General features: G+C 52.0%; 21 protein-coding genes. 6 read left to right on the plus strand and 15 right to left on the minus strand.

The window, feature by feature from the left end:
• Positions 1-31 precede the first annotated feature (31 nt).
• Entirely contained in the window at positions 32-499 is a 468-nt protein-coding gene (gene slyB / locus OGV57_RS05405; protein WP_003029175.1) for an outer membrane lipoprotein SlyB, read from the minus strand.
• 274 nt (positions 500-773) lie between these two features.
• Here slyB and anmK point away from each other — a divergent pair, with 274 nt between their 5' ends.
• From anmK to pdxY, 5 genes are all read left to right on the plus strand, one after another.
• Positions 774-1,895 (plus strand): anhydro-N-acetylmuramic acid kinase, encoded by a 1,122-nt coding sequence (anmK, locus tag OGV57_RS05410; RefSeq protein WP_054528354.1) that lies wholly within the window; start codon positions 774-776, stop codon positions 1,893-1,895.
• Between the two features lie 87 nt (positions 1,896-1,982).
• Entirely contained in the window at positions 1,983-2,312 is a 330-nt protein-coding gene (mliC, locus tag OGV57_RS05415; RefSeq protein ID WP_003029170.1) for a C-type lysozyme inhibitor, read from the plus strand.
• Between the two features lie 59 nt (positions 2,313-2,371).
• A complete protein-coding gene (gene pdxH / locus OGV57_RS05420; RefSeq protein WP_003029169.1) occupies positions 2,372-3,028 on the plus strand; it encodes a pyridoxamine 5'-phosphate oxidase in 657 nt (218 codons plus the stop codon).
• 126 nt (positions 3,029-3,154) lie between these two features.
• A complete protein-coding gene (gene tyrS / locus OGV57_RS05425; RefSeq protein WP_003836431.1) occupies positions 3,155-4,429 on the plus strand; it encodes a tyrosine--tRNA ligase in 1,275 nt (424 codons plus the stop codon).
• A gap of 64 nt (positions 4,430-4,493) precedes the next feature.
• Positions 4,494-5,354 carry a pyridoxal kinase PdxY gene (pdxY, locus tag OGV57_RS05430; protein WP_054528355.1) on the plus strand — a complete coding sequence of 287 codons (861 nt, stop codon included), beginning with the start codon at positions 4,494-4,496 and terminating at the stop codon, positions 5,352-5,354.
• A gap of 83 nt (positions 5,355-5,437) precedes the next feature.
• On the opposite strand, the gene gstA is transcribed toward pdxY, so the two are convergent.
• From gstA to blr, 12 genes are all read right to left on the minus strand, one after another.
• The gene (gene gstA / locus OGV57_RS05435) at positions 5,438-6,043 is read right to left on the minus strand and encodes a glutathione transferase GstA (RefSeq protein WP_003029164.1); all 606 of its coding nucleotides are present in this window, start codon (positions 6,041-6,043) and stop codon (positions 5,438-5,440) included.
• A 104-nt stretch (positions 6,044-6,147) separates the two neighbouring features.
• Positions 6,148-7,653, minus strand: coding sequence for a dipeptide/tripeptide permease DtpA (gene dtpA / locus OGV57_RS05440; RefSeq protein WP_003029162.1), 1,506 nt, complete (start codon positions 7,651-7,653; stop codon positions 6,148-6,150).
• A gap of 613 nt (positions 7,654-8,266) precedes the next feature.
• Complete coding sequence (nth, locus tag OGV57_RS05445) at positions 8,267-8,902, minus strand: endonuclease III (protein ID WP_003029161.1); 636 nt, start codon at positions 8,900-8,902, stop codon at positions 8,267-8,269.
• On the minus strand, positions 8,899-9,594 hold the full coding sequence (locus tag OGV57_RS05450) for an electron transport complex subunit E (protein ID WP_003843545.1): 696 nt from the start codon (positions 9,592-9,594) through the stop codon (positions 8,899-8,901). Before OGV57_RS05450 ends, nth begins: the two co-directional genes overlap by 4 nt.
• A gap of 3 nt (positions 9,595-9,597) precedes the next feature.
• The gene (gene rsxG / locus OGV57_RS05455; protein ID WP_003029155.1) at positions 9,598-10,218 is read right to left on the minus strand and encodes an electron transport complex subunit RsxG; all 621 of its coding nucleotides are present in this window, start codon (positions 10,216-10,218) and stop codon (positions 9,598-9,600) included.
• A gap of 9 nt (positions 10,219-10,227) precedes the next feature.
• Positions 10,228-11,280, minus strand: a complete 1,053-nt coding sequence (rsxD, locus tag OGV57_RS05460) for an electron transport complex subunit RsxD (protein ID WP_003836424.1) — start codon at positions 11,278-11,280, stop codon at positions 10,228-10,230.
• Entirely contained in the window at positions 11,281-13,398 is a 2,118-nt protein-coding gene (gene rsxC / locus OGV57_RS05465) for an electron transport complex subunit RsxC (RefSeq protein WP_054528356.1), read from the minus strand.
• Positions 13,391-13,969, minus strand: coding sequence for an electron transport complex subunit RsxB (gene rsxB / locus OGV57_RS05470; RefSeq protein WP_003029148.1), 579 nt, complete (start codon positions 13,967-13,969; stop codon positions 13,391-13,393). The genes rsxC and rsxB overlap by 8 nt, the downstream gene beginning before the upstream one ends.
• Positions 13,969-14,550, minus strand: a complete 582-nt coding sequence (gene rsxA, locus OGV57_RS05475) for an electron transport complex subunit RsxA (RefSeq protein WP_003029144.1) — start codon at positions 14,548-14,550, stop codon at positions 13,969-13,971. Before rsxA ends, rsxB begins: the two co-directional genes overlap by 1 nt.
• A 76-nt stretch (positions 14,551-14,626) precedes the next feature.
• Positions 14,627-15,067, minus strand: a complete 441-nt coding sequence (locus OGV57_RS05480) for a DUF2569 domain-containing protein (protein ID WP_003832803.1) — start codon at positions 15,065-15,067, stop codon at positions 14,627-14,629.
• Between the two features lie 91 nt (positions 15,068-15,158).
• A complete protein-coding gene (ydgT, locus tag OGV57_RS05485) occupies positions 15,159-15,374 on the minus strand; it encodes a transcription modulator YdgT (RefSeq protein ID WP_003029138.1) in 216 nt (71 codons plus the stop codon).
• 291 nt (positions 15,375-15,665) lie between these two features.
• Positions 15,666-15,791 carry a division septum protein Blr gene (gene blr / locus OGV57_RS05490; RefSeq protein ID WP_003029134.1) on the minus strand — a complete coding sequence of 42 codons (126 nt, stop codon included), beginning with the start codon at positions 15,789-15,791 and terminating at the stop codon, positions 15,666-15,668.
• 240 nt (positions 15,792-16,031) lie between these two features.
• Between blr and OGV57_RS05495 the strand changes: the two genes are divergently transcribed.
• The gene (locus OGV57_RS05495) at positions 16,032-17,072 is read left to right on the plus strand and encodes an oxidoreductase (RefSeq protein WP_032935818.1); all 1,041 of its coding nucleotides are present in this window, start codon (positions 16,032-16,034) and stop codon (positions 17,070-17,072) included.
• A gap of 101 nt (positions 17,073-17,173) precedes the next feature.
• Here OGV57_RS05495 and add read toward each other — a convergent pair whose 3' ends face one another.
• Positions 17,174-18,175 (minus strand): adenosine deaminase, encoded by a 1,002-nt coding sequence (gene add / locus OGV57_RS05500; protein WP_054528357.1) that lies wholly within the window; start codon positions 18,173-18,175, stop codon positions 17,174-17,176.
• Positions 18,176-18,275: 100 nt separating this feature from the next.
• A complete protein-coding gene (locus OGV57_RS05505; RefSeq protein WP_048216492.1) occupies positions 18,276-19,448 on the minus strand; it encodes a MalY/PatB family protein in 1,173 nt (390 codons plus the stop codon).
• Positions 19,449-19,451: the final 3 nt, after the last annotated feature.

Genomic DNA, 19,451 nt, shown 5'->3' on the forward strand with positions numbered 1-19,451 from the left:
GTGGCCAGAGTCTGACCACACGTGAATTTGATTAGCGTGGAGACACGGTAACCTGGCTGCCGTTGTTAGCCATAACAACGCGCTGGCCGGCTGAAAACTTGGTCGCACCCTGTTTCTGAACCACCATGATGGTATTACCATCATCCTTACGGATTTCCAGTTCCACACCCTGGGTTTTATTCATCGCACCTTGTACGCCTTGACCCGCTACGCCACCGGCAACTGCGCCTGCAGCCGTCGCTAATGAACGACCCGTACCGCCGCCGACGGTGTTACCGAGGAACCCGCCGAGTACCGCACCACCAATAGCACCAATCACGTTTGCGTCATCGCCACCCTGGATTTGCACCGGACGAACATGAACAATCGTACCGTAGGTAACGTTCTGAACTTGTTTCGCTTCGGATGCGGTATACACGTCACCTGAAAGGCTATCATTGTTAACGCAACCCGCTAAAGATACGCCCATTAATGAAACAATCAGCACACGTTTAATCATTTACAAATCTCCTTTGTCACCACGAAACGCTAATAAAGCACCCTTCATGGTTAAATTATATGGCATTTGTGAGCCTAAGATCACATGTTCTACTGGAACAATATGAAAATCTTAACCGAAATCGGATCAACCGAGTATAAACGAATCATTCATGTAATTGATGTAATTAAACGATCATTGTAATGATTAGCCACCAAAAATCATTAAGGAAGCATGGCATTAGTCGACACTTTATGGTTGAGTGTCAAGGCTAATTTGCTTAAAAGGATGACCTATGAAATCGGGCCGTTTTATCGGTGTAATGTCTGGAACCAGCCTTGATGGCGTCGATGTTGTGCTGGCGACAATAGATGAAACGATGGTTGCGCAGCAGGCGAGTCTGACCTGGCCCATCCCCATTCATGTTAAACAAGCGATTCTGGATATCTGCCAGGGGCAGCAGCTTACACTTTCTCAGTTTGGTCAGTTGGACGCACAGCTCGGTTATTTATTTGCTGAGGCAGTGAATGCGTTATTGGCGCAAGAAAAATTGAAACCGCAGGATATCGTTGCGATTGGTTGCCACGGGCAAACCGTGTGGCATGAACCGAACGGTGCTGCGCCACACACGCTGCAAATTGGCGATAACAACCAGATTGTTGCGCGTACAGGGATAACCGTAGTCGGCGATTTTCGTCGACGTGATATCGCCCTTGGCGGGCAGGGTGCACCGCTCGTTCCCGCGTTTCATCAGGCACTGCTGGCACATCCAACGGAACGGCGGATGGTGTTAAACATCGGCGGGATTGCCAATCTGTCTCTGCTTATTCCGCAACAACCCGTTCGCGGATACGACACCGGGCCGGGCAATATGCTGATGGATGCCTGGATCTGGCGGCAATGCGGTCAACCTTACGACAAAGATGCGCAGTGGGCCATTTCGGGAATGGTTATCCTACCGTTACTGCAAAATATGCTTAACGACCCTTATTTCTCCGCGCCTGCGCCGAAAAGCACTGGTCGTGAGTATTTTAATTATGGCTGGATAGAACGTCATCTGGTGCAGTTCCCGGGGATTAGTCCGCGGGATGTGCAGGCGACGCTTGCCGAACTGACCGCGGTGACCATTTCAGAGCAGGTCATGCTAAGCGGCGGCTGTGAACGGCTCATGGTCTGCGGTGGAGGAAGCCGTAATCCGCTGCTGATGATGCGTCTGGCGGCACTATTGCCGGGAACAGAGGTCACCTCAACGGATGAAGCCGGGATCAGCGGCGATGATATGGAAGCGTTAGCCTTTGCCTGGCTGGCGTGGCGGACACTGGCTGGATTACCTGGAAATCTGCCTTCTGTGACTGGCGCATCAGAGCCGAGCGTTTTAGGGGCGATTTATCCTGCTAACCCACGAACTCAGAGTTAACTGAAATTATTCAGCACCGTATGCCGGTAAACTAGGGATATTAGGGAGGGTGCCATTACCCTCCGGGACCAGGAAAGTCTTCAGGATATGGCTATGAAAAAACTATTGTTAGTGTGTCTGCCGGTACTGCTTAGCGGGTGTAGCGTGTACAACCAATTTGTTGAGCGTATGCAAACGGATACGCTCGAATACCGCTGCGACGAAAAACCACTTACCGTCAAGCTGAACAATACCCGCCAGACGGCAAGCTTTGTTTATGATAATCAGCTATTGAACCTCAAACAGGGCGTGTCGGCATCAGGTGCGCGCTATACCGATGGGATCTACGTTTTCTGGTCTAAAGGCGACGAGGCAACGGTCTATAAACGAGACAGAATTGTGCTAAATAACTGTCAGTTACAGAACCCGAAGCGTTGAGATTTTCACCTGGGCGGCGCACAATAGCGTCACCCACTGACAATCCGTAGCCCAACATCATGTCTGATAACGACGAATTGCAGCAAATCGCGCATCTGCGCCGTGAATACACGAAAGGCGGTCTTCGCCGCCGCGATCTTCCCGCCGAACCCCTTGCGCTGTTTGAGCGCTGGCTGGGGCAAGCCTGTGACGCCAAACTGGCCGATCCCACCGCGATGGTCGTTGCGACCGTCGATGAAAATGGCCAGCCGTATCAGCGTATCGTGTTACTCAAACATTATGATGACAAAGGGCTGGTGTTCTATACCAACCTTGGTAGCCGTAAGGCGCATCAGATCGAGAAAAATCCACGCATCAGCCTTTTATTTCCCTGGCATACGCTGGAACGGCAGGTGATGGTGATCGGCAAGGCTGAGCGTCTCTCCACGTTAGAAGTAGTGAAATACTTCCACAGTCGCCCACGCGATAGCCAGATTGGCGCCTGGGTCTCTAAGCAATCCAGCCGGATCTCAGCTCGTGGTATTCTTGAAAGTAAATTTCTCGAACTGAAGCAGAAGTTTCAGCAAGGAGAAGTTCCGCTGCCAAGTTTCTGGGGCGGCTTTCGCGTGAGTATTGAGCAAATGGAGTTCTGGCAAGGTGGTGAAAACCGCTTACACGATCGTTTTTTATACCAACGCGAAGATAACGCGTGGAAAATTGATCGCCTGGCCCCCTAAAGATGCAAATTTCTTGTTTTAAGCGCTGGTGCTGATCAATCCGGCGCTTTATTCTATGTTTCTTTCGCATCAGGCGAAAAGTCGTGTACCGGCAAAGGTGCAGTCGTTTTATACATGGAGATTTTGATGGCAAGCAGTAACTTGATTAAACAATTGCAAGAGCGGGGGCTGGTGGCCCAGGTGACGGACGAGGAAGCGTTAGCAGAGCGACTGGCGCAAGGCCCGATCGCGCTCTATTGCGGCTTCGATCCTACCGCTGACAGCTTGCATTTGGGGCATCTGGTTCCATTGTTATGCCTGAAACGCTTCCAGCAGGCAGGCCATAAGCCTGTCGCACTGGTAGGTGGCGCAACCGGTCTGATTGGTGACCCGAGCTTTAAAGCCGCCGAGCGTAAACTGAATACCGAAGACACTGTGCAGGAGTGGGTGGATAAAATCCGCAAACAGGTTGCACCGTTCCTCGATTTCGACTGTGGCGACAACTCGGCGATTGCTGCGAACAACTACGACTGGTTTGGCAGTATGAACGTACTGACTTTCCTGCGTGATATCGGCAAACACTTCTCCGTCAACCAGATGATCAACAAAGAAGCGGTTAAGCAGCGTCTGAACCGTGACGATCAGGGGATCTCCTTTACTGAGTTTTCTTACAACCTGCTGCAGGGTTATGACTTTGCCTGCCTGAATAAGCTGCACGGCGTGGCACTGCAGATTGGTGGTTCTGACCAGTGGGGTAACATTACTTCGGGTATCGATTTGACCCGTCGTCTGCACCAGAATCAGGTGTTTGGTCTGACCGTACCACTGATTACTAAAGCTGATGGCACCAAATTCGGTAAGACGGAAGGCGGCGCAGTGTGGCTGGATCCGAAGAAAACCAGTCCGTACAAATTCTACCAGTTCTGGATCAACACCGCCGATGCGGACGTTTATCGCTTCCTGAAATTCTTCACTTTCATGGATATTGAAGAGATCAATGCGCTGGAAGAAGAAGATAAAAACAGCGGTAAAGCGCCGCGTGCCCAGTATGTTCTGGCCGAACAGGTTACGCGTCTGGTTCACGGTGAAGAAGGTCTGGTCGCGGCAAAACGCATTACCGAAAGCTTGTTCAACGGCAATCTCAGCGATTTGAGTGAAGCAGATTTCGAACAGCTGGCGCAGGATGGCGTGCCGATGATCGAGATGGACAAAGGTGCCGATTTGATGCAGGCGCTGGTGGACTCCGAACTGCAACCTTCTCGCGGTCAGGCCCGTAAGACCATTGCGTCTAACGCAGTGACCATCAACGGTGAGAAGCAGTCCGATCCGGAATATTTCTTCCAGGAGAGTGATATCCTGTTCGGGCGCTATACCTTACTGCGCCGTGGCAAGAAGAACTATTGTCTGATTTGCTGGAAGTAAGATTGCGTTAGCAGGGGCGTGGGAAACTACGCCCCTTTATTTTTTCAGGGTTGTGATAAGTAAAATGAAGAATATCCTCGCCATCCAGTCCCACGTTGTTTTTGGCCATGCGGGCAACAGTGCAGCAGAATTTCCGATGCGTCGTCTTGGCGCGAACGTCTGGCCGTTGAATACCGTCCAGTTTTCAAACCACACGCAGTATGGCAAATGGACCGGTTGCGTTATGCCGCCGAGCCACCTGACTGAAATTGTCCAGGGCATTGCTGATATTGATAAACTCCAGACCTGTGACGCAGTACTGAGCGGCTATCTTGGCTCAGCTGAACAGGGCGAGCATATTCTGGGTATTGTACGTAAAGTAAAAGCGGCCAACCCGCAGGCAAAGTACTTTTGCGATCCGGTGATGGGACACCCTGAAAAGGGATGTATCGTAGCTCCGGGTGTGGCGGAATTTCATGTTCGTCATGCGCTTCCGGCTAGTGACATTATTGCCCCGAATTTGGTTGAGCTCGAAATTCTGTGCGAGCATGCGGTGAACAATGTTGATGAGGCTGTTGCGGCGGCGCGTGAACTGATCGCTCAGGGACCTGAAATTGTACTGGTGAAGCATCTGGCACGCGCAGGTATTAGCACCGACCGTTTCGAGATGCTGCTGGTCACCGCTGAGCAGGCGTGGCATATCAGTCGCCCGCTGGTCGATTTTGGCACACGTCAACCGGTTGGTGTGGGTGATGTTACCAGTGGCTTGTTGCTGGTGAAACTGTTACAGGGCGCGTCTTTACAGCAGGCGCTTGAGCATGTGACTGCGGCAGTGTACGAAGTGATGATCGCCACCAAAGATATGCACGAGTATGAGCTGCAGGTGGTGGCCGCGCAGGATCGCATCGCGAAGCCTGAGCACTACTTCAGCGCAACGCAGCTGTAATCAATGCCCGATGGCGTTCACGCTTATCGGGCATATTTTTAGCTGTAGGCCGGGCAAGCGCAAGCACCACCCGGCAGCAACAATTAATTTAACCCTTCTGCTTTAAGCGCCGCGGCAACCGCCGGGCGTTCAGCCATACGCGCCATATACGCGTCAATATGGCTTAATCCTGCCATATTCAGCTTAACCGCATAGGCCCAACGCAGTACGGTAAACAGGTAGGCATCGGCGATGCTGAAGCGCGGGCCGCAGATCCATTGGTTATCTTTTAGCGAGTCGTTCACATACTGCATTTTTTTCTCCAGCAGCGCGCGAACGGTTGGCTTGAAGTCTTCCGGCGTATCGGGACGGAACAGTGGCGTAAAGCCTTTATGCAGTTCTGTCGCAATGTAGTTAAGCCATTCGATGGTTTTGTAACGGGAGAGGCTGCTGGTAGGGGCAAGGAGCTGACGGTCTGGCACGCTGTCCGCCAGGTATTGCATGATGGCGACACCTTCGGTAAGTAGCGTACCGTCATCCAGCAGCAGTGCGGGAACTTGCCCTTTTGGGTTTACCGCGAAAAAATCATCGCCATTTTCCAGACGTTTCTTCATCAGATCAACACCATCCAGCGTGAAATCTTTACCGCTCTCACGAAGTGTGATGTGGGAAGCGAGAGAACAAGCGCCCGGTTTGTAGAACAGTTTCATCGGTAACTCCTTTTGGCTGAGGTATATCGTATGGTAGTGCTACCTCATGCAAAAAAAAAGCCGCTAACAACAGTTAGCGGCCTGAAAATGAGTTTCCCTGAGAATTACGCTGTCGCGGCCTTAGCGGCTTTCTCATCGGCTTCGTCATCCTGAGTCATACGGTTCAGTTTCGGAGCCGTCAGCAGCATCAGAACAGCGATAACAGCCGTCGCAACACCAATCTGCAGGAACACGCGACCGTAGACTTCAAGGGACATCAGCGGGTCAGTCACGTTCTCTGGTACAGCCATCATGTTAGCGACGTAGCCACCGATGATGTTTGCACCGGCAGTGGTCAGGAACCAGCTACCCATGATGAAGCCCATCAGGCGTTGCGGAACCAGCTGTGCCACCATTGCCAGACCCAGACCGGAGATCATCAGCTCACCGATACTTTGCAGGCCATAGCAGATAATCAGCCAGTTAACGGAAACGATGCCCGCATCGGTAGCGAATTTCGCGCCCAGCGGCAGGATCAGGAATGCACCGGAACACAGCACCATACCAATCGCAAACTTGGTCGGCATCGGCAGGGTATCGCCCATCTTGTTATAGATAGCGGCGAGGATTGGGCTACCAATGATGATCCAGAACGGGTTCAGCGCCTGGTACTGTTCAGGTTCGAAAGCAATGCCAAGAATAGAGTGCTCAACGTTACGAATCGCAAAGAAGTTCAGTGAGGTCGGCATCTGGCTGTACAGCACGAAGAAGATAATCGCTTCCAGCATCAGAATGAAGGCGACGATCATTTTACGACGTGCAGCGCCTTTCATGGTGAAGGCTTCTTTACCGAAGATAAACACGATACCGATAGCAATTACACCCAGAACCATACGTGCGATCTGCTGGTTGTGCAGCAGCCAGGTCGCAATCGCGATCAGAACCACAACGCCAACGATAGTCAGCAGCAGGTTACGGAAGTTGATTGGTTCAAAGTCAGGTTTAGAACCGTATTGTTTAACCCAGCGCTGACAGAATGCGAAGTTAACAACGGTAATCAGCATACCCACGACGCTCAGCGCGAACGCAGTGCTCCAGCCGTAACGCGCAGCTAACCATGGCGTTGCCAGCATAGAGAAGAATGAACCGATGTTGACGGACATGTAGTACATGGTAAATGCACCATCAAGACGCGGGTCATCTTTGGCATAGCAGGTAGAGAGCAGGGAGGATGGGTTTGCTTTAAACAGGCCGTTACCGACCGCGATAGCCGCCATGCCCATATAAACGATACCCGCATCGTGACCGGACCATGCTACCAACGCATAACCGATGGCCAGGACAACGGCACCCAGCATAATGACACGTTTTGTTCCCAGAACTTTATCACCTAACCAGCCGCCAATGGCAACCAGACCGTACACCAGGGCGCTAAAGGACGAGAAAAGGGTGATGGAATCCGCTTCTGACATACCCAGCTGTTTAACCAGGTAGACGGCCATAATCCCTTGCAGGCCGTAATAGCCAAAACGTTCCCACAGCTCAATAGAGAAAATGAGATAGAACGCTTTTGGTTGTTTGAAGGCGTTTAAACTTACGCTTTCTGTTGGTTTATTGTTTGCAGTAGACACTTTTACCTCTTTTTTTACATCCCATATCAACGGGGGTGTTCAGGTACGTGATGAGTCAAGTTCATCCGTCCGATTGTTATAGTGGGAGGGGAAACGGCAAGTAATGTTCACTATCTTGACCATTCAGACAAGTGGTTTGTAATAATCTGTTACATATATCATGACTGGTGAAATCGTCGGGGCTGCGAAATGTTATCTAGCGTTAAATTTCTTCATTTGTAAAATGGCAGATTTTTACACTGTTTAATCACCGCTAAAACCGCAACGTGGCGATATGTTCTGCTATTTAAGGTTGAATCCAGTGATATAGGCCATTATCTGAAAAATAGGCAGTGTAATGTTTTGTTTAGAAACTGTGCAGTTAGGTCATCTAATTGTCATCTTAACTAAAAAATAAAAACTTATTAACATTGTGTTAGCTGGATGATCTGGATCACGTATAGATAGAAATTTCTTTTGCTAAAAAAACGATTAACCTGCTCAGGTGTTAATTAACAAGAATATTGCATTAGATTTGAGCAATTGAATGGCATCATTGTCGGGAAAAGAAACTTTGGGGAGTGCATAACTAAACGTTATGTATGTATGGGGCAAAGAGGATGCCCCGGCAGCATTAGATATCGACTTTCTCTTTGAATTCGCAGAGATCTTCGATGATACAGGAACCACAACGTGGCTTTCTGGCTATACAGGTGTAGCGGCCATGAAGAATTAACCAGTGGTGGCAATCGACTTTAAATTCACTGGGTACGACTTTCAGTAGCTTTTCTTCTACCTGCTCGACGTTTTTACCTGGGGCGAATTGTGTCCGGTTACATACCCGGAAAATGTGGGTATCTACGGCAATAGTGGGCCAGCCAAAGGCGGTATTTAACACCACATTAGCCGTCTTGCGCCCAACGCCGGGGAGAGCTTCTAACGCAGCACGGTCTTCAGGCACTTCACCATTATGTTGTTCCAGCAGAATGCGGCAGGTTTTAATTACGTTTTCCGCTTTGCTGTTAAACAAACCGATTGTCTTGATGTAGGACTTAACACCTTCAACTCCGAGCTCCAGCATCGCAGCAGGCGTATTGGCGACGGGGTATAGTTTAGCCGTCGCTTTATTGACGCTGACATCGGTGGCCTGAGCGGAAAGCAAGACCGAAATCAGCAGTTCAAACGGCGATGTAAAATTAAGCTCGGTTGTCGGATGCGGGTTGTTATCCCGCAGGCGAGTCAGTATTTCCAGACGTTTTGCTTTGTTCATGAGACATTCCCTGTTTCACCAGTTGGACTGTCCGCGACAGCCGCTTCGGCACGACGTTTCTTCATTCTCTCATCAATCAGGTACTTAACTGCCAGCATCAAGCCCAGACCAATAAACGCGCCTGGTGGCAGCATGGCCAGCAGAAACGGCGTATCAGTATGGAAGATCTCAACGCGCAATACTTTGGCCCAGCTACCCAACAAACCGTCTGCGCCATCAAACAGTGTACCGTTACCAATTATTTCGCGCAGCGAGCCCAGAACAAACATGGCGCCGGTCGCCCCCATACCGATGGAAAAACCATCGAGTGCGGATAATGCAGGGCCTTTTTTGGCGGCGAAGGCCTCTGCGCGGCCAACAACAATACAGTTGGTCACAATCAGCGGGATAAAGATGCCCAGAGACTGATACAGGCCAAAGGCATAGGCATTGATCAGCATCTGCACCGCACTCACCACGGAGGCGATGATCATGACATAAATTGGAATACGGATTTCAGGTGGAGTCCAGCGACGAAGGGCCGAAATCGTCAGGTTGGTCAGCGTAAGAACGAGCGTCGTCGCGAGCCCCAGCCCCAGCGCGTTAGTGGCGGTAGAGGTAACGGCCAACAGCGGACACATCCCGAGTAGCTGCACAAGCGCGGAGTTATTTTTCCATAACCCCTGGACAATAACGTCTTTAATTTCGCTCATGGTTTATTCTCCGCAGGCGCTAAGTTGAGGAAGCTGCGCGGGTAGCGTCTGAGCATACAAACCGGCGCGTTTTACTGCGTTCACTACCGCCCGCGGCGTAATGGTTGCGCCAGTAAACTGGTCAAAGTCGCCGCCGTCTTTTTTCACAGCCCAGTGGGCATCGTTACCCGTAGCGATCGTTTTGCCGCTAAAGTGGGTGATCCAGTCGGACAGTCGCAGTTCGATTTTATCGCCCAGTCCCGGGGTTTCATGATGCTCAGTTACCCGCGTACCCAACACGGTACCCGTAAAATCGACACCGACAAGCAGTTGAATCGCCCCGGAATACCCATCTGGTGCTGTAGCTTCAAGAATTGCTGCAACGGGACGGTCGTCCTGGCGGGCAATATACACGCGGTGAGTACCTTTGCCCAATGCCTGCGCATTGACCAGATAACAGCTCTCAGACAAGTTATTATTGTAGCGATCGCCAGGTAGCACCTGATCGAACAGTGCCTTTTGCTGCAGCGCGGCCTGTTCATCAATGGTGGACTTGGTTAATTGATTGATTGCCGCGGTTAATCCCGTTGAACCAGCAGCAAACAGTGCCAGCGTAATACCGTGTTTACGAATCGTTTTCAGCATTGGGAGTCCTTAGCGATGTCCGTACACGCGAGGGCGGGTGTAATAATCAATCAGGGGAACCGTGATATTTGCCAGTAATACGGCAAAGGCTACACCGTCAGGATAACCGCCAAAACTGCGAATCAACCATACTAACAACCCCGCAAGTGCGCCAAAAATCAGGCGGCCGCGGTTAGTTGTCGAGGCCGTAACGGGGTCGGTAAGAATAAAAAATGCACCCAGCATGGTTGCGCCGGAAAGCAGGTGTAACTGAGGAGACGCGAGTGACTCAGGTGAGAACAACCATCCCAGAGTGGCGCAAACTGCGAGCGACAGCAGGAAGCTAACCGGGATATGCCAGCGAATCGCCCCCTGCCATAACAGAACGATACCACCCGCCAGCCAGGCAAGATTAACCCACTGCCAGCCCGCGCCTGCCAGCACACCGCTGTAAATCGGGTATTGCATCACCTGTTCAACGGTATGCCCGGCATGCAGTGATGTCTTAAAGGTATCGAGAGGCGTTGCCTGACTGATACCATCAATGCCCATACGCAGTGTATTCATATCCCCACCGCTGACTGTATGGCCGCTAAGGATAACGTTCAGCGCGTCAAAGAACCCAGGCACTGTAGCCGCAATTTCGTGCGGCGGCAGCCAACTGGTCATCTGTACTGGAAATGAGATTAGCAGCACGACGTAACCAATCATGGCAGGGTTAAACGGGTTCTGACCGAGACCGCCATACAGCTGTTTCGCAATGATAACCGCGAATACCGTGCCCAATACCACCATCCACCAGGGGGCGAGCGGGGGAATACTCACGGCCAGCAGCAACCCGGTGAGTAACGCAGAGTTGTCTTTTAAAATCGGCACAATGGGTTGTTTACGCAGTTTAAGCACGCCCGCTTCGGCTGCGATAGCGCTGATGGCGGCCAGAATTATCTGGAACAACGTACCCCAGCCGAAGAACCACAGCTGTGCGGCGATCCCCGGCAATGCCGCAAGTAACACCAACATCATGATACGTGATGTCTGGCGCTGGTTATGGGTATAAGGGGAGCTTGCTATTCTGAATACCATTTATTCCTCGTTAACAACCTGCTGCTGTGCGGCTTTCTTTGCCTGAGCGCGTGCGATAGCGGCCGCGACGGCGGCTTTGCGTGGATCAGCCGGTTCGGCTGTTTCCGGTACCGCCTGCTGCTCGAGCTTGCGGGCCTTAGCGCGGGCGATTGCCGCTTCCACGGCGGCTTTACGTGGATCAACCGGTTCGGCTGTTTCCGGTACCACCTGCTGCTCGAGCTTGCGGGCCTTAGCGCGGGCGATTGCCGCTTCCACGGCGGCTTTGCGTGGATCAGCCGGTTCGGCTGTTTCCGGTACCACCTGCTGCTCGAGCTTGCGGGCCTTAGCGCGGGCGATGGCCGCTTCCACGGCGGCTTTGCGTGGATCAACCGGTTCGGCTGTTTCCGGTACCGCCTGCTGCTCGAGCTTGCGGGCTTTGGCGCGAGCAATTGCCGCTTCGACGGCAGCTTTACGCGGATCCGTACCCGTGCTGCTGCCTTCACTTTGCGGCGAATTTTCCTTACGGGAAGCACGAGCTTGCGCCTTACGCGCCTCGCGTGCGGCAATCACTGTGCTATTGTCAGGTTTTTCACCTGCCTGAATTACTACCGGCTGCAGCGCCTGAGCCTGTTTTTCTTTTACGCGAGCCAGCGCGGCGGCAATGGCATCATGGTCTTTGGCCGCCGGTTGAGCAGCGGCGCTCTTATGGCGTTCAAGACGCGCTGCTTTTTCACGTTCAAGGCGCGCCTGTCGGGCTTCAAACCGTGCTTTCGCTTCAGCGGCTCGTTTTTCTTCCTGGCTAATGGCGTAAATCTCGGCTTTTTCCTGGCGGAAATACTGCACCAACGGAATATTGCTTGGGCATACCCAGGCGCAGGCACCGCATTCAATGCAGTCGGCGATATTGTGGGCCGTTGCTTTGTCGTGCTGTTGCCCTTTACTGAACCAATAAAGCTGTTGTGGCAGGAGATCCGCCGGACAGGCATCGGCGCATGCGCTACAGCGAATGCAGCCTTTCTCTTCCGGCGTTTCACCCATTTCACTGGCAGAGGGGGCCAGAAGACAGTTGGTAATCTTCACCACCGGGACATCCAGCCATGGCAGCGTAAATCCCATCAGCGGTCCGCCCATAATCACCATCTGGTCGGCGGAAGGGCAAAAGCCCGCGTCGTTGAGCAGATGACGAACCGGCGTGCCCAAACGCGCCCAGACGTTGCCCGGACGGCTGACGGCTTCACCGGTAAGCGTCACGACACGTTCGGTGATCGGCTCACCGTCAATTACTGCACGTTTAATTGCATAGGCGGTTCCGACGTTTTGCATCAATACGCCGATATCTGAGGAGCGTCCACCGTGGGGAACCTGCTTGCCAGTCAGGATTTGTGTTAACTGTTTAGCCCCGCCGGAAGGGTACTTGGTGGGGATCACGCGTAAACTGATGTCGTGTGAATCAGCCAGCACCGCGCGCAGCATAGATATTGCCTGTGGTTTGTTATCTTCTATGCCGAGGAGGATCTCGCGTGGCTGAAGAATGTGCGCCAGGATACGGATCCCTTCGACGACCTGCGCCGCACAGTCCTGCATCAGGCGGTCATCTGCTGTAATGTACGGCTCGCATTCAGCGGCGTTAATGATCAGCGTTTCAATTTTATCTCCGCCGCCCTGCAGTTTAACGCCGGTGGGAAAACCTGCGCCACCCAGCCCGGCGACGCCGAACTGATGAATACGCGCAATCAGCTCTTCCCGGCTGTGGGAGCGGTAATCGGTCCAGCCGTCTCGCTCAATCCAGCGGTCTTCGCCATCGGCGTCTATGATAACGCTCAACTCAGCCAGTGCCGAAGGATGTGCGGTGGAGTGCGGGGCAATGGCAACCACGGTACCTGATGTTGGCGCATGGACTGGAAGCATTTTGCCACGCCCGCGGGTTAATGCCTGACCACGCAGCACGGTGTCACCCACGTTTACGCACAGTTCACCCTCCGCACCAATATGTTGTTTCAGCGGAATAACAAAACGCGGTGCCAGCGGAACCTGTCGCAACGGTGTTCCGTTTGACTGGGTTTTCATTTCTGGTGGATGAATGCCACCATCAAAGTCCCAGATTTTATTTTTTCTGAATGCAGAGAATAACTTAAACATGTTGTTCCACGGGAATGATGCGCACAGGGATGGTGTTTAAATCCCATTTCCAGCTATCGGGTGTCTCGGCTACCGGGCGTAATTCAATGCATTGCGTCGGGCACGGGTCAACACACAGGTTGCATCCAGTGCAGAGATCGCTCATTACCGTGTGCATGGCGCGGGTCGCGCCCACGATCGCATCGACCGGGCAGGCCTGAATACACTTAGTGCACCCGATACAGTTATTTTCATCAATGACCGCCAGCATACGCACCGGCGTAACGTCTTGTTCATCACCATCAATAGGCTGCGGATCGACGTTTAGCAGGGCGGCAATTTTTAACATCACCGCTTCGCCACCGGGGGCGCAACGGTTAATTTTTTCACCCTGAGAGCCGATCGCTTCAGCGTAAGGATGACAGCCCGGATAGCCGCACTGCCCACACTGGCTTTGCGGGAGAATTTCATCAATTTTCTCCACGACCGGATCATCTTCAACGGCAAAACGTCGTGAGGCGTACCCCAAAATAGCGCCGAACGCCAGACCCAGTACACTCACTGCGGCAACGGCAATCCAGATAGCATTCATTACAACTTCACCAAACCACTAAAGCCCATAAAGGCCAATGACATTAAACCAGCGGTAATCAGCGCAATCGCATTCCCGCGAAACGGCGCTGGGACGTCCGCCACGGCGAGGCGTTCGCGGATCGCGGCGAACAGTACCATCACCAGCGAGAAGCCGACGGCGGCGGAAAAACCGTATAGCGCCGACTGTAAAAAGTTATGGCCGAGGTTGATGTTCAGCAGCGCCACACCTAACACTGCGCAGTTAGTCGTGATCAGCGGTAGGAAGATCCCCAGCAGGCGGTACAGCGCAGGGCTGGTTTTGCGCACAACCATTTCGGTAAACTGCACGACGACGGCGATAACCAGAATAAAAGCCAGCGTGCGCAGATAGATGAGATTGAGCGGGATTAGGATCCAGGTATCAATCAGCCATGCGCAGATGGATGCCAGTGTCATGACAAACGTCGTGGCAAGGCCCATACCCATTGCGGTTTCCAGTTTTTTGGAAACGCCCATAAACGGGCAGAGGCCCAGAAACTTGACCAGTACAAAGTTATTGACCAGTACAGTTCCGACAAACAGCAGCAGGTAATCAGTCATTTTTCGGCCTGAAATAAAAAAGCCGCCTATTATCTGACAATCTACAACAGGCGACAACAGGTTAACTGTAGGGTTATTACGGGTTCACAAACGTCGATTTAACGCGCTGCGATCGCTTGAAGTAGGGCACCAACAGTGCTGCGGCCAATAATGGGAACAGCAGTTGGCGCACGGCAAAAGCGTCTGGGACGGGTGAAAACGCAAACGCTTTAATCGCCAGCAACACGGAGATCAGCAGCCACAGAATGTAATGCTTGGGCACACAGGCTCTGCGTTTGAAAAACGCAATTGTCAGCCACAGTGTGTAATACCACATGGCGATCGCGGTAACAAAGGAGACGCCCCATAACAGCAAATTTGCTGTACTTTGCTCACCCAGCGTTTTGAAGGTTTGCGGTGTTGCCAGCGCAGTGACATAAAGTAATAACGCCAGCGAAGCGCTCAACAACGCGACTAACAGCCAGGCCAGTGGCCCAAGTAGCCAGCCTCCGATACGTTGTGCCGGTGTGGTAGTCATCTCTTCTCCAGTTTTACGCGCGCAATCAATCATGCCATTCATTTTGGGGCAATTATTATAAAGCTTTTAACGTTGAGCGCTACTTTCTTCTCTATTGCACGTAATGCCAGACTGATTTAGGTACCTGACCAACATCAAACAGACGGCCTCCGGATATAAGCTCCGCACGGCGATGGTCTGCGGCACGGTACATATTGATCATGTCGCTATCGTCGGTGAGCGTGTAGTTTAAATGGTCGAAAAGTTTTTCCAGACTTTCGAGTGAACTGATTTTGCGGAATTTTAATAAGTAATCCTGAACAGTCATAAATGCAGATCCATATTAATAAAATAATACCAACGGAGTAGAAAATATAAAAATAAACAACGTGCACAGGTAAAAGCGGATTTACGTGCAAATGTAAGAAGAGTGTTCATACCTGTGAAAAAGCAGGCGCTATGCGCGTCTTCGGCAAGGGTAACGCGCTTAGCGATCGCTGGCAATATGCAGCGGAGCGGGATGCGGCATAATTCGCTTTTTTTGACAGAAAGCGATCTTTTACCGGCAAACCCTGCAACTACCAATGTTAATTGCCGGGCAATAAAAGGTTGCGGATGCTTATTTCTTCTGCACTGCTGCAACGGGCTCTGGTGGCTGGTAATTGTCAATATGATTGGCAACACCCAGCAGGATCACGGAGACGGCGAGAACAATCCAACCTGTTAATTCAATAAGACGATTCATTACTGATGACATTTGCTTTGATTTATCCATAAACACAGGCTGCAAATGTTACTAATCTCTCATTAATACAGCAAGATGGTTGGGAACGATTTCTCCCTCTTTTTCGCTGCAAGTTAAGCATAAGTGGCATATGTTTGACTTAAGTTAAAAGCAACCTTTGTAGCGCAAAGGTTATTAAACTATTGAGACGTTGCAAGGTATGGTGTGAAATAGGTCAGTCCTGAATTGAGAGGCAATAACATGAATGACAACATCCGCGTTGGGCTAATTGGCTATGGTTATGCCAGTAAAACCTTCCATGCCCCCCTGATTGTGGGCACGCCGGGCCTGGAACTGGCTGCAGTTTCCAGTAGTGATGAAGCAAAAGTGAAGGCAGACTGGCCTACGGTGGCGGTTGTTGCTGAGCCTAAGCATCTTTTTAACGATCCAAATATCGACCTGATTGTGATCCCCACGCCTAATGACACACACTTTCCATTAGCGAAAGCTGCGCTGGAAGCGGGCAAACATGTGGTTGTTGATAAGCCTTTTACTGTGACACTGTCACAAGCTCGTGAGCTGGATACGCTGGCGCGCAGCCTCGGGCGCGTGCTGTCTGTGTTCCATAACCGTCGCTGGGACAGTGATTTTCTGACGCTGAAAGCTCTGCTGGCGGATGGTGTTTTGGGAGAGGTGGCGTATTTCGAATCCCATTTCGATCGTTTCCGCCCGCAGGTTCGTGACCGTTGGCGTGAACAGGGCGGTCCGGGAAGCGGTATCTGGTACGATTTAGCACCGCATCTTTTGGATCAGGCGATTAATCTGTTTGGTTTGCCCGTCAGCCTGACGGTAGACCTGGCCCAGTTGCGTCCGGGCGCGCAGGCGACGGATTACTTCCATGCCATCCTGACGTATCCGCAGCGTCGTGTGATCCTGCATGGCACCATGCTCGCTGCCGCAGAATCGGCCCGTTATATTGTGCACGGATCGCGTGGCAGCTATGTGAAGTATGGTCTTGACCCGCAGGAAGAGCGTCTGAAAAATGGCGAGCGACTACCACAGGAAGACTGGGGTTATGATATGCGCGATGGCGTTTTGACGCGAGTAGAAGGCGAAGAGCAGGTTGAAGAAACCTGGCTTACTGTACCAGGCAACTATCCGGCGTACTATGCTGGCATTCGTGATGCGCTAAACGGTAACGGTGAAAACCCGGTACCGGCGAGACAGGCTATCCAAATTATGGAGCTGATTGAGCTGGGTATCGAATCTGCGAAACATCGTTCGACGCTGTGCCTTGCTTGATTGGACTAATGCCGGATGGAGATGCTCAGGCATTTTATCCGGCCTACAATGAAAACCAACGTAGGCCGGATAAGCGTTAGCGCCATTCAGCACTTTACCCGTTACGCTGCGCCGACTTTCTCGCGCAAGGCTCGTTTTTCTTCGTTACTCAGGAATGCCATTTCCAGACCGTTGATTTGCGCCTGGCGGATCTGTTCGCGCGTTAGGCCTGCAGCTGGTGCGGCAATGGTGTACTCGTGAATAATATCCACACCCTGAACAGCCGGGTCGTCCGTATTCAAACTGGCAATAACGCCATGCTCAAGGAACGTTTTCAGCGGATGGTTCGCTAGTGAGGCAACGGTGCTGGTCTGAATGTTTGATGTCAGGCAGGATTCGATGCCGATACGATGCTCGGCGAGGTAATCCATCAACGCACGATCTTCAACGGCTTTAACGCCGTGACCAATACGCTCAGCGCCCAGCTCTTTAATGGCCTGCCAGATGCTTTCTGGTCCCGCGGCTTCGCCCGCATGCACGGTAATATGCCAGCCGGCGTCGCGTGCATGGTTGAAATGGGACAGGAACAGACTGCCAGGGAATCCCAGTTCGTCACCGGCTAGATCCAGTGCCGTAATATGTTCTCGGTGGGCTAACAGCGCATCCAGTTCCTGCAGACAGGCGGCTTCGCCAAAAGTACGGCTCATAATGCCAATTAAGCGTGCTTCGACGCCAAAGGTCTTGCAGCCCTCGCGCACGCCTGCGATGACGGCTTCAACCACACCTGCCACCGGGAGTTGATGCGCCATCGCCATATAGCCTGGTGAAAAACGTAATTCTACATAGTGCAGACCGTTACGTGCTGCATCCTCAATATTTTCAAATGCCACGCGGCGACAGGCATCCAGCGAGGCCAGTACCTTCACGCCCCAGTCGAGCTTGGATAAAAAACTCACTAAATCTGGCTCAGTGGATGTCACTTGCACATGAGGGATCAGCGTTTCCAACGTTTGTGCCGGGAGCGTTAAATTGAACTGACGACCCAGATCCAGAATCGTTTGGGCACGGATGTTACCATCAAGGTGGCGATGGACGTCGGTCAAGGGGAGGGAAGTATCAATCATGGTCGCACTCGTGTATTTAGGTAAAGTGCGTCGTATTATAAGAAAAAATCGGGATAAAAATCTATGTTGCGCAATGAATAATTTCATTGCGCAAACTTTATTAGCGTACAGAACGTATGCCGTTAATCAACCCCTGAACGCCTTTTTCAAGTTTGGATCGTGGACATCCGGCATTCAGGCGCACAAAACCGCGTCCTTCTTCGCCGTATGTGTATCCGGGCATGATGGCGACTTTCTGCTGGTGGATGAGCGCTTCCTGCAATGCGTGGTCATCAATGTTGAGCGGACGCAGGTCAATCCATGCCAGATAGGTGGATTGCGGAACCTGCCAGTTCAGTTCGGGGAATGCGGCATTAAGCTCGCGGGCGACGTAATGCAAATTGCTGGTAAGGTAATCCCGCAGCGCATCAAGCCAGCTTGCGCCCTGATGATAGGCGGCAATATGTGCGCTCAGCGCGAGCACTGCTGGTGAGGAAAGACCATCGCGACCTTTTAATGCGCAGAGATAATCGTTACGGCTTTGAGCGTCTTCAATAATTCCGTAAGCCCCGGTCAGTGCCGGAATATTAAAACTTTTTGAACCGGAAGTGAGCAGCGCCCAGCTGTCGCGCGCGACATTACTCCAGGGGATATGTGGGTGATCCCCCCATACCATATCCATATGGATCTCATCGGAAATAACTTTTACACCATGGCGCTGACACAGTTCTGCCATGGTTTCCAGCTCATCACGCGTCCACACTTTGCCCGTCGGATTTTGTGGGCTACAGAGCAGAAGAATTTTGCTCTCTGGACGAGACAGGGCATTCTCCAGCGCGGCCATGTCGCAGTACCAACCGTCAGTGCGTTTTTCCAGTTCGACAGCGCGCACCACGCGCTGATTACCTTCAATTGCTTTGTAAAACGCGTCGTACGCCGGCGTATGAATCACCACCGCATCACCCGCAGAAGACCACTGGCGGATCAGCTCCGATACCATATAGATGACCGAGGGGCCATAAACCAGCGACTGAGGATCGATTTGGGTATTATGACGCGATAGAAACCAGTGACTAATCGCCGCAAGAAATTCATCATTTTTCCAGCGACTGTAACCCAACACGCCATGTGACAGGCGCTGAGTCAGCGCCTCCAGAATACAGGGTGCGGTGGCAAAATCCATATCGGAGATAGTGAACGGCAGCAGGTCGGCTGAACCAAAACGGTCGGCAACGTAATCCCACTGAGTGCACCAGGTACCATGCCTGTCCACAACCTTTGAAAAATCAAACATATC

Origin of the sequence: Citrobacter sp. Cf087 (assembly GCF_030334285.1) — a bacterium.
GTDB lineage: Bacteria > Pseudomonadota > Gammaproteobacteria > Enterobacterales > Enterobacteriaceae > Citrobacter > Citrobacter freundii.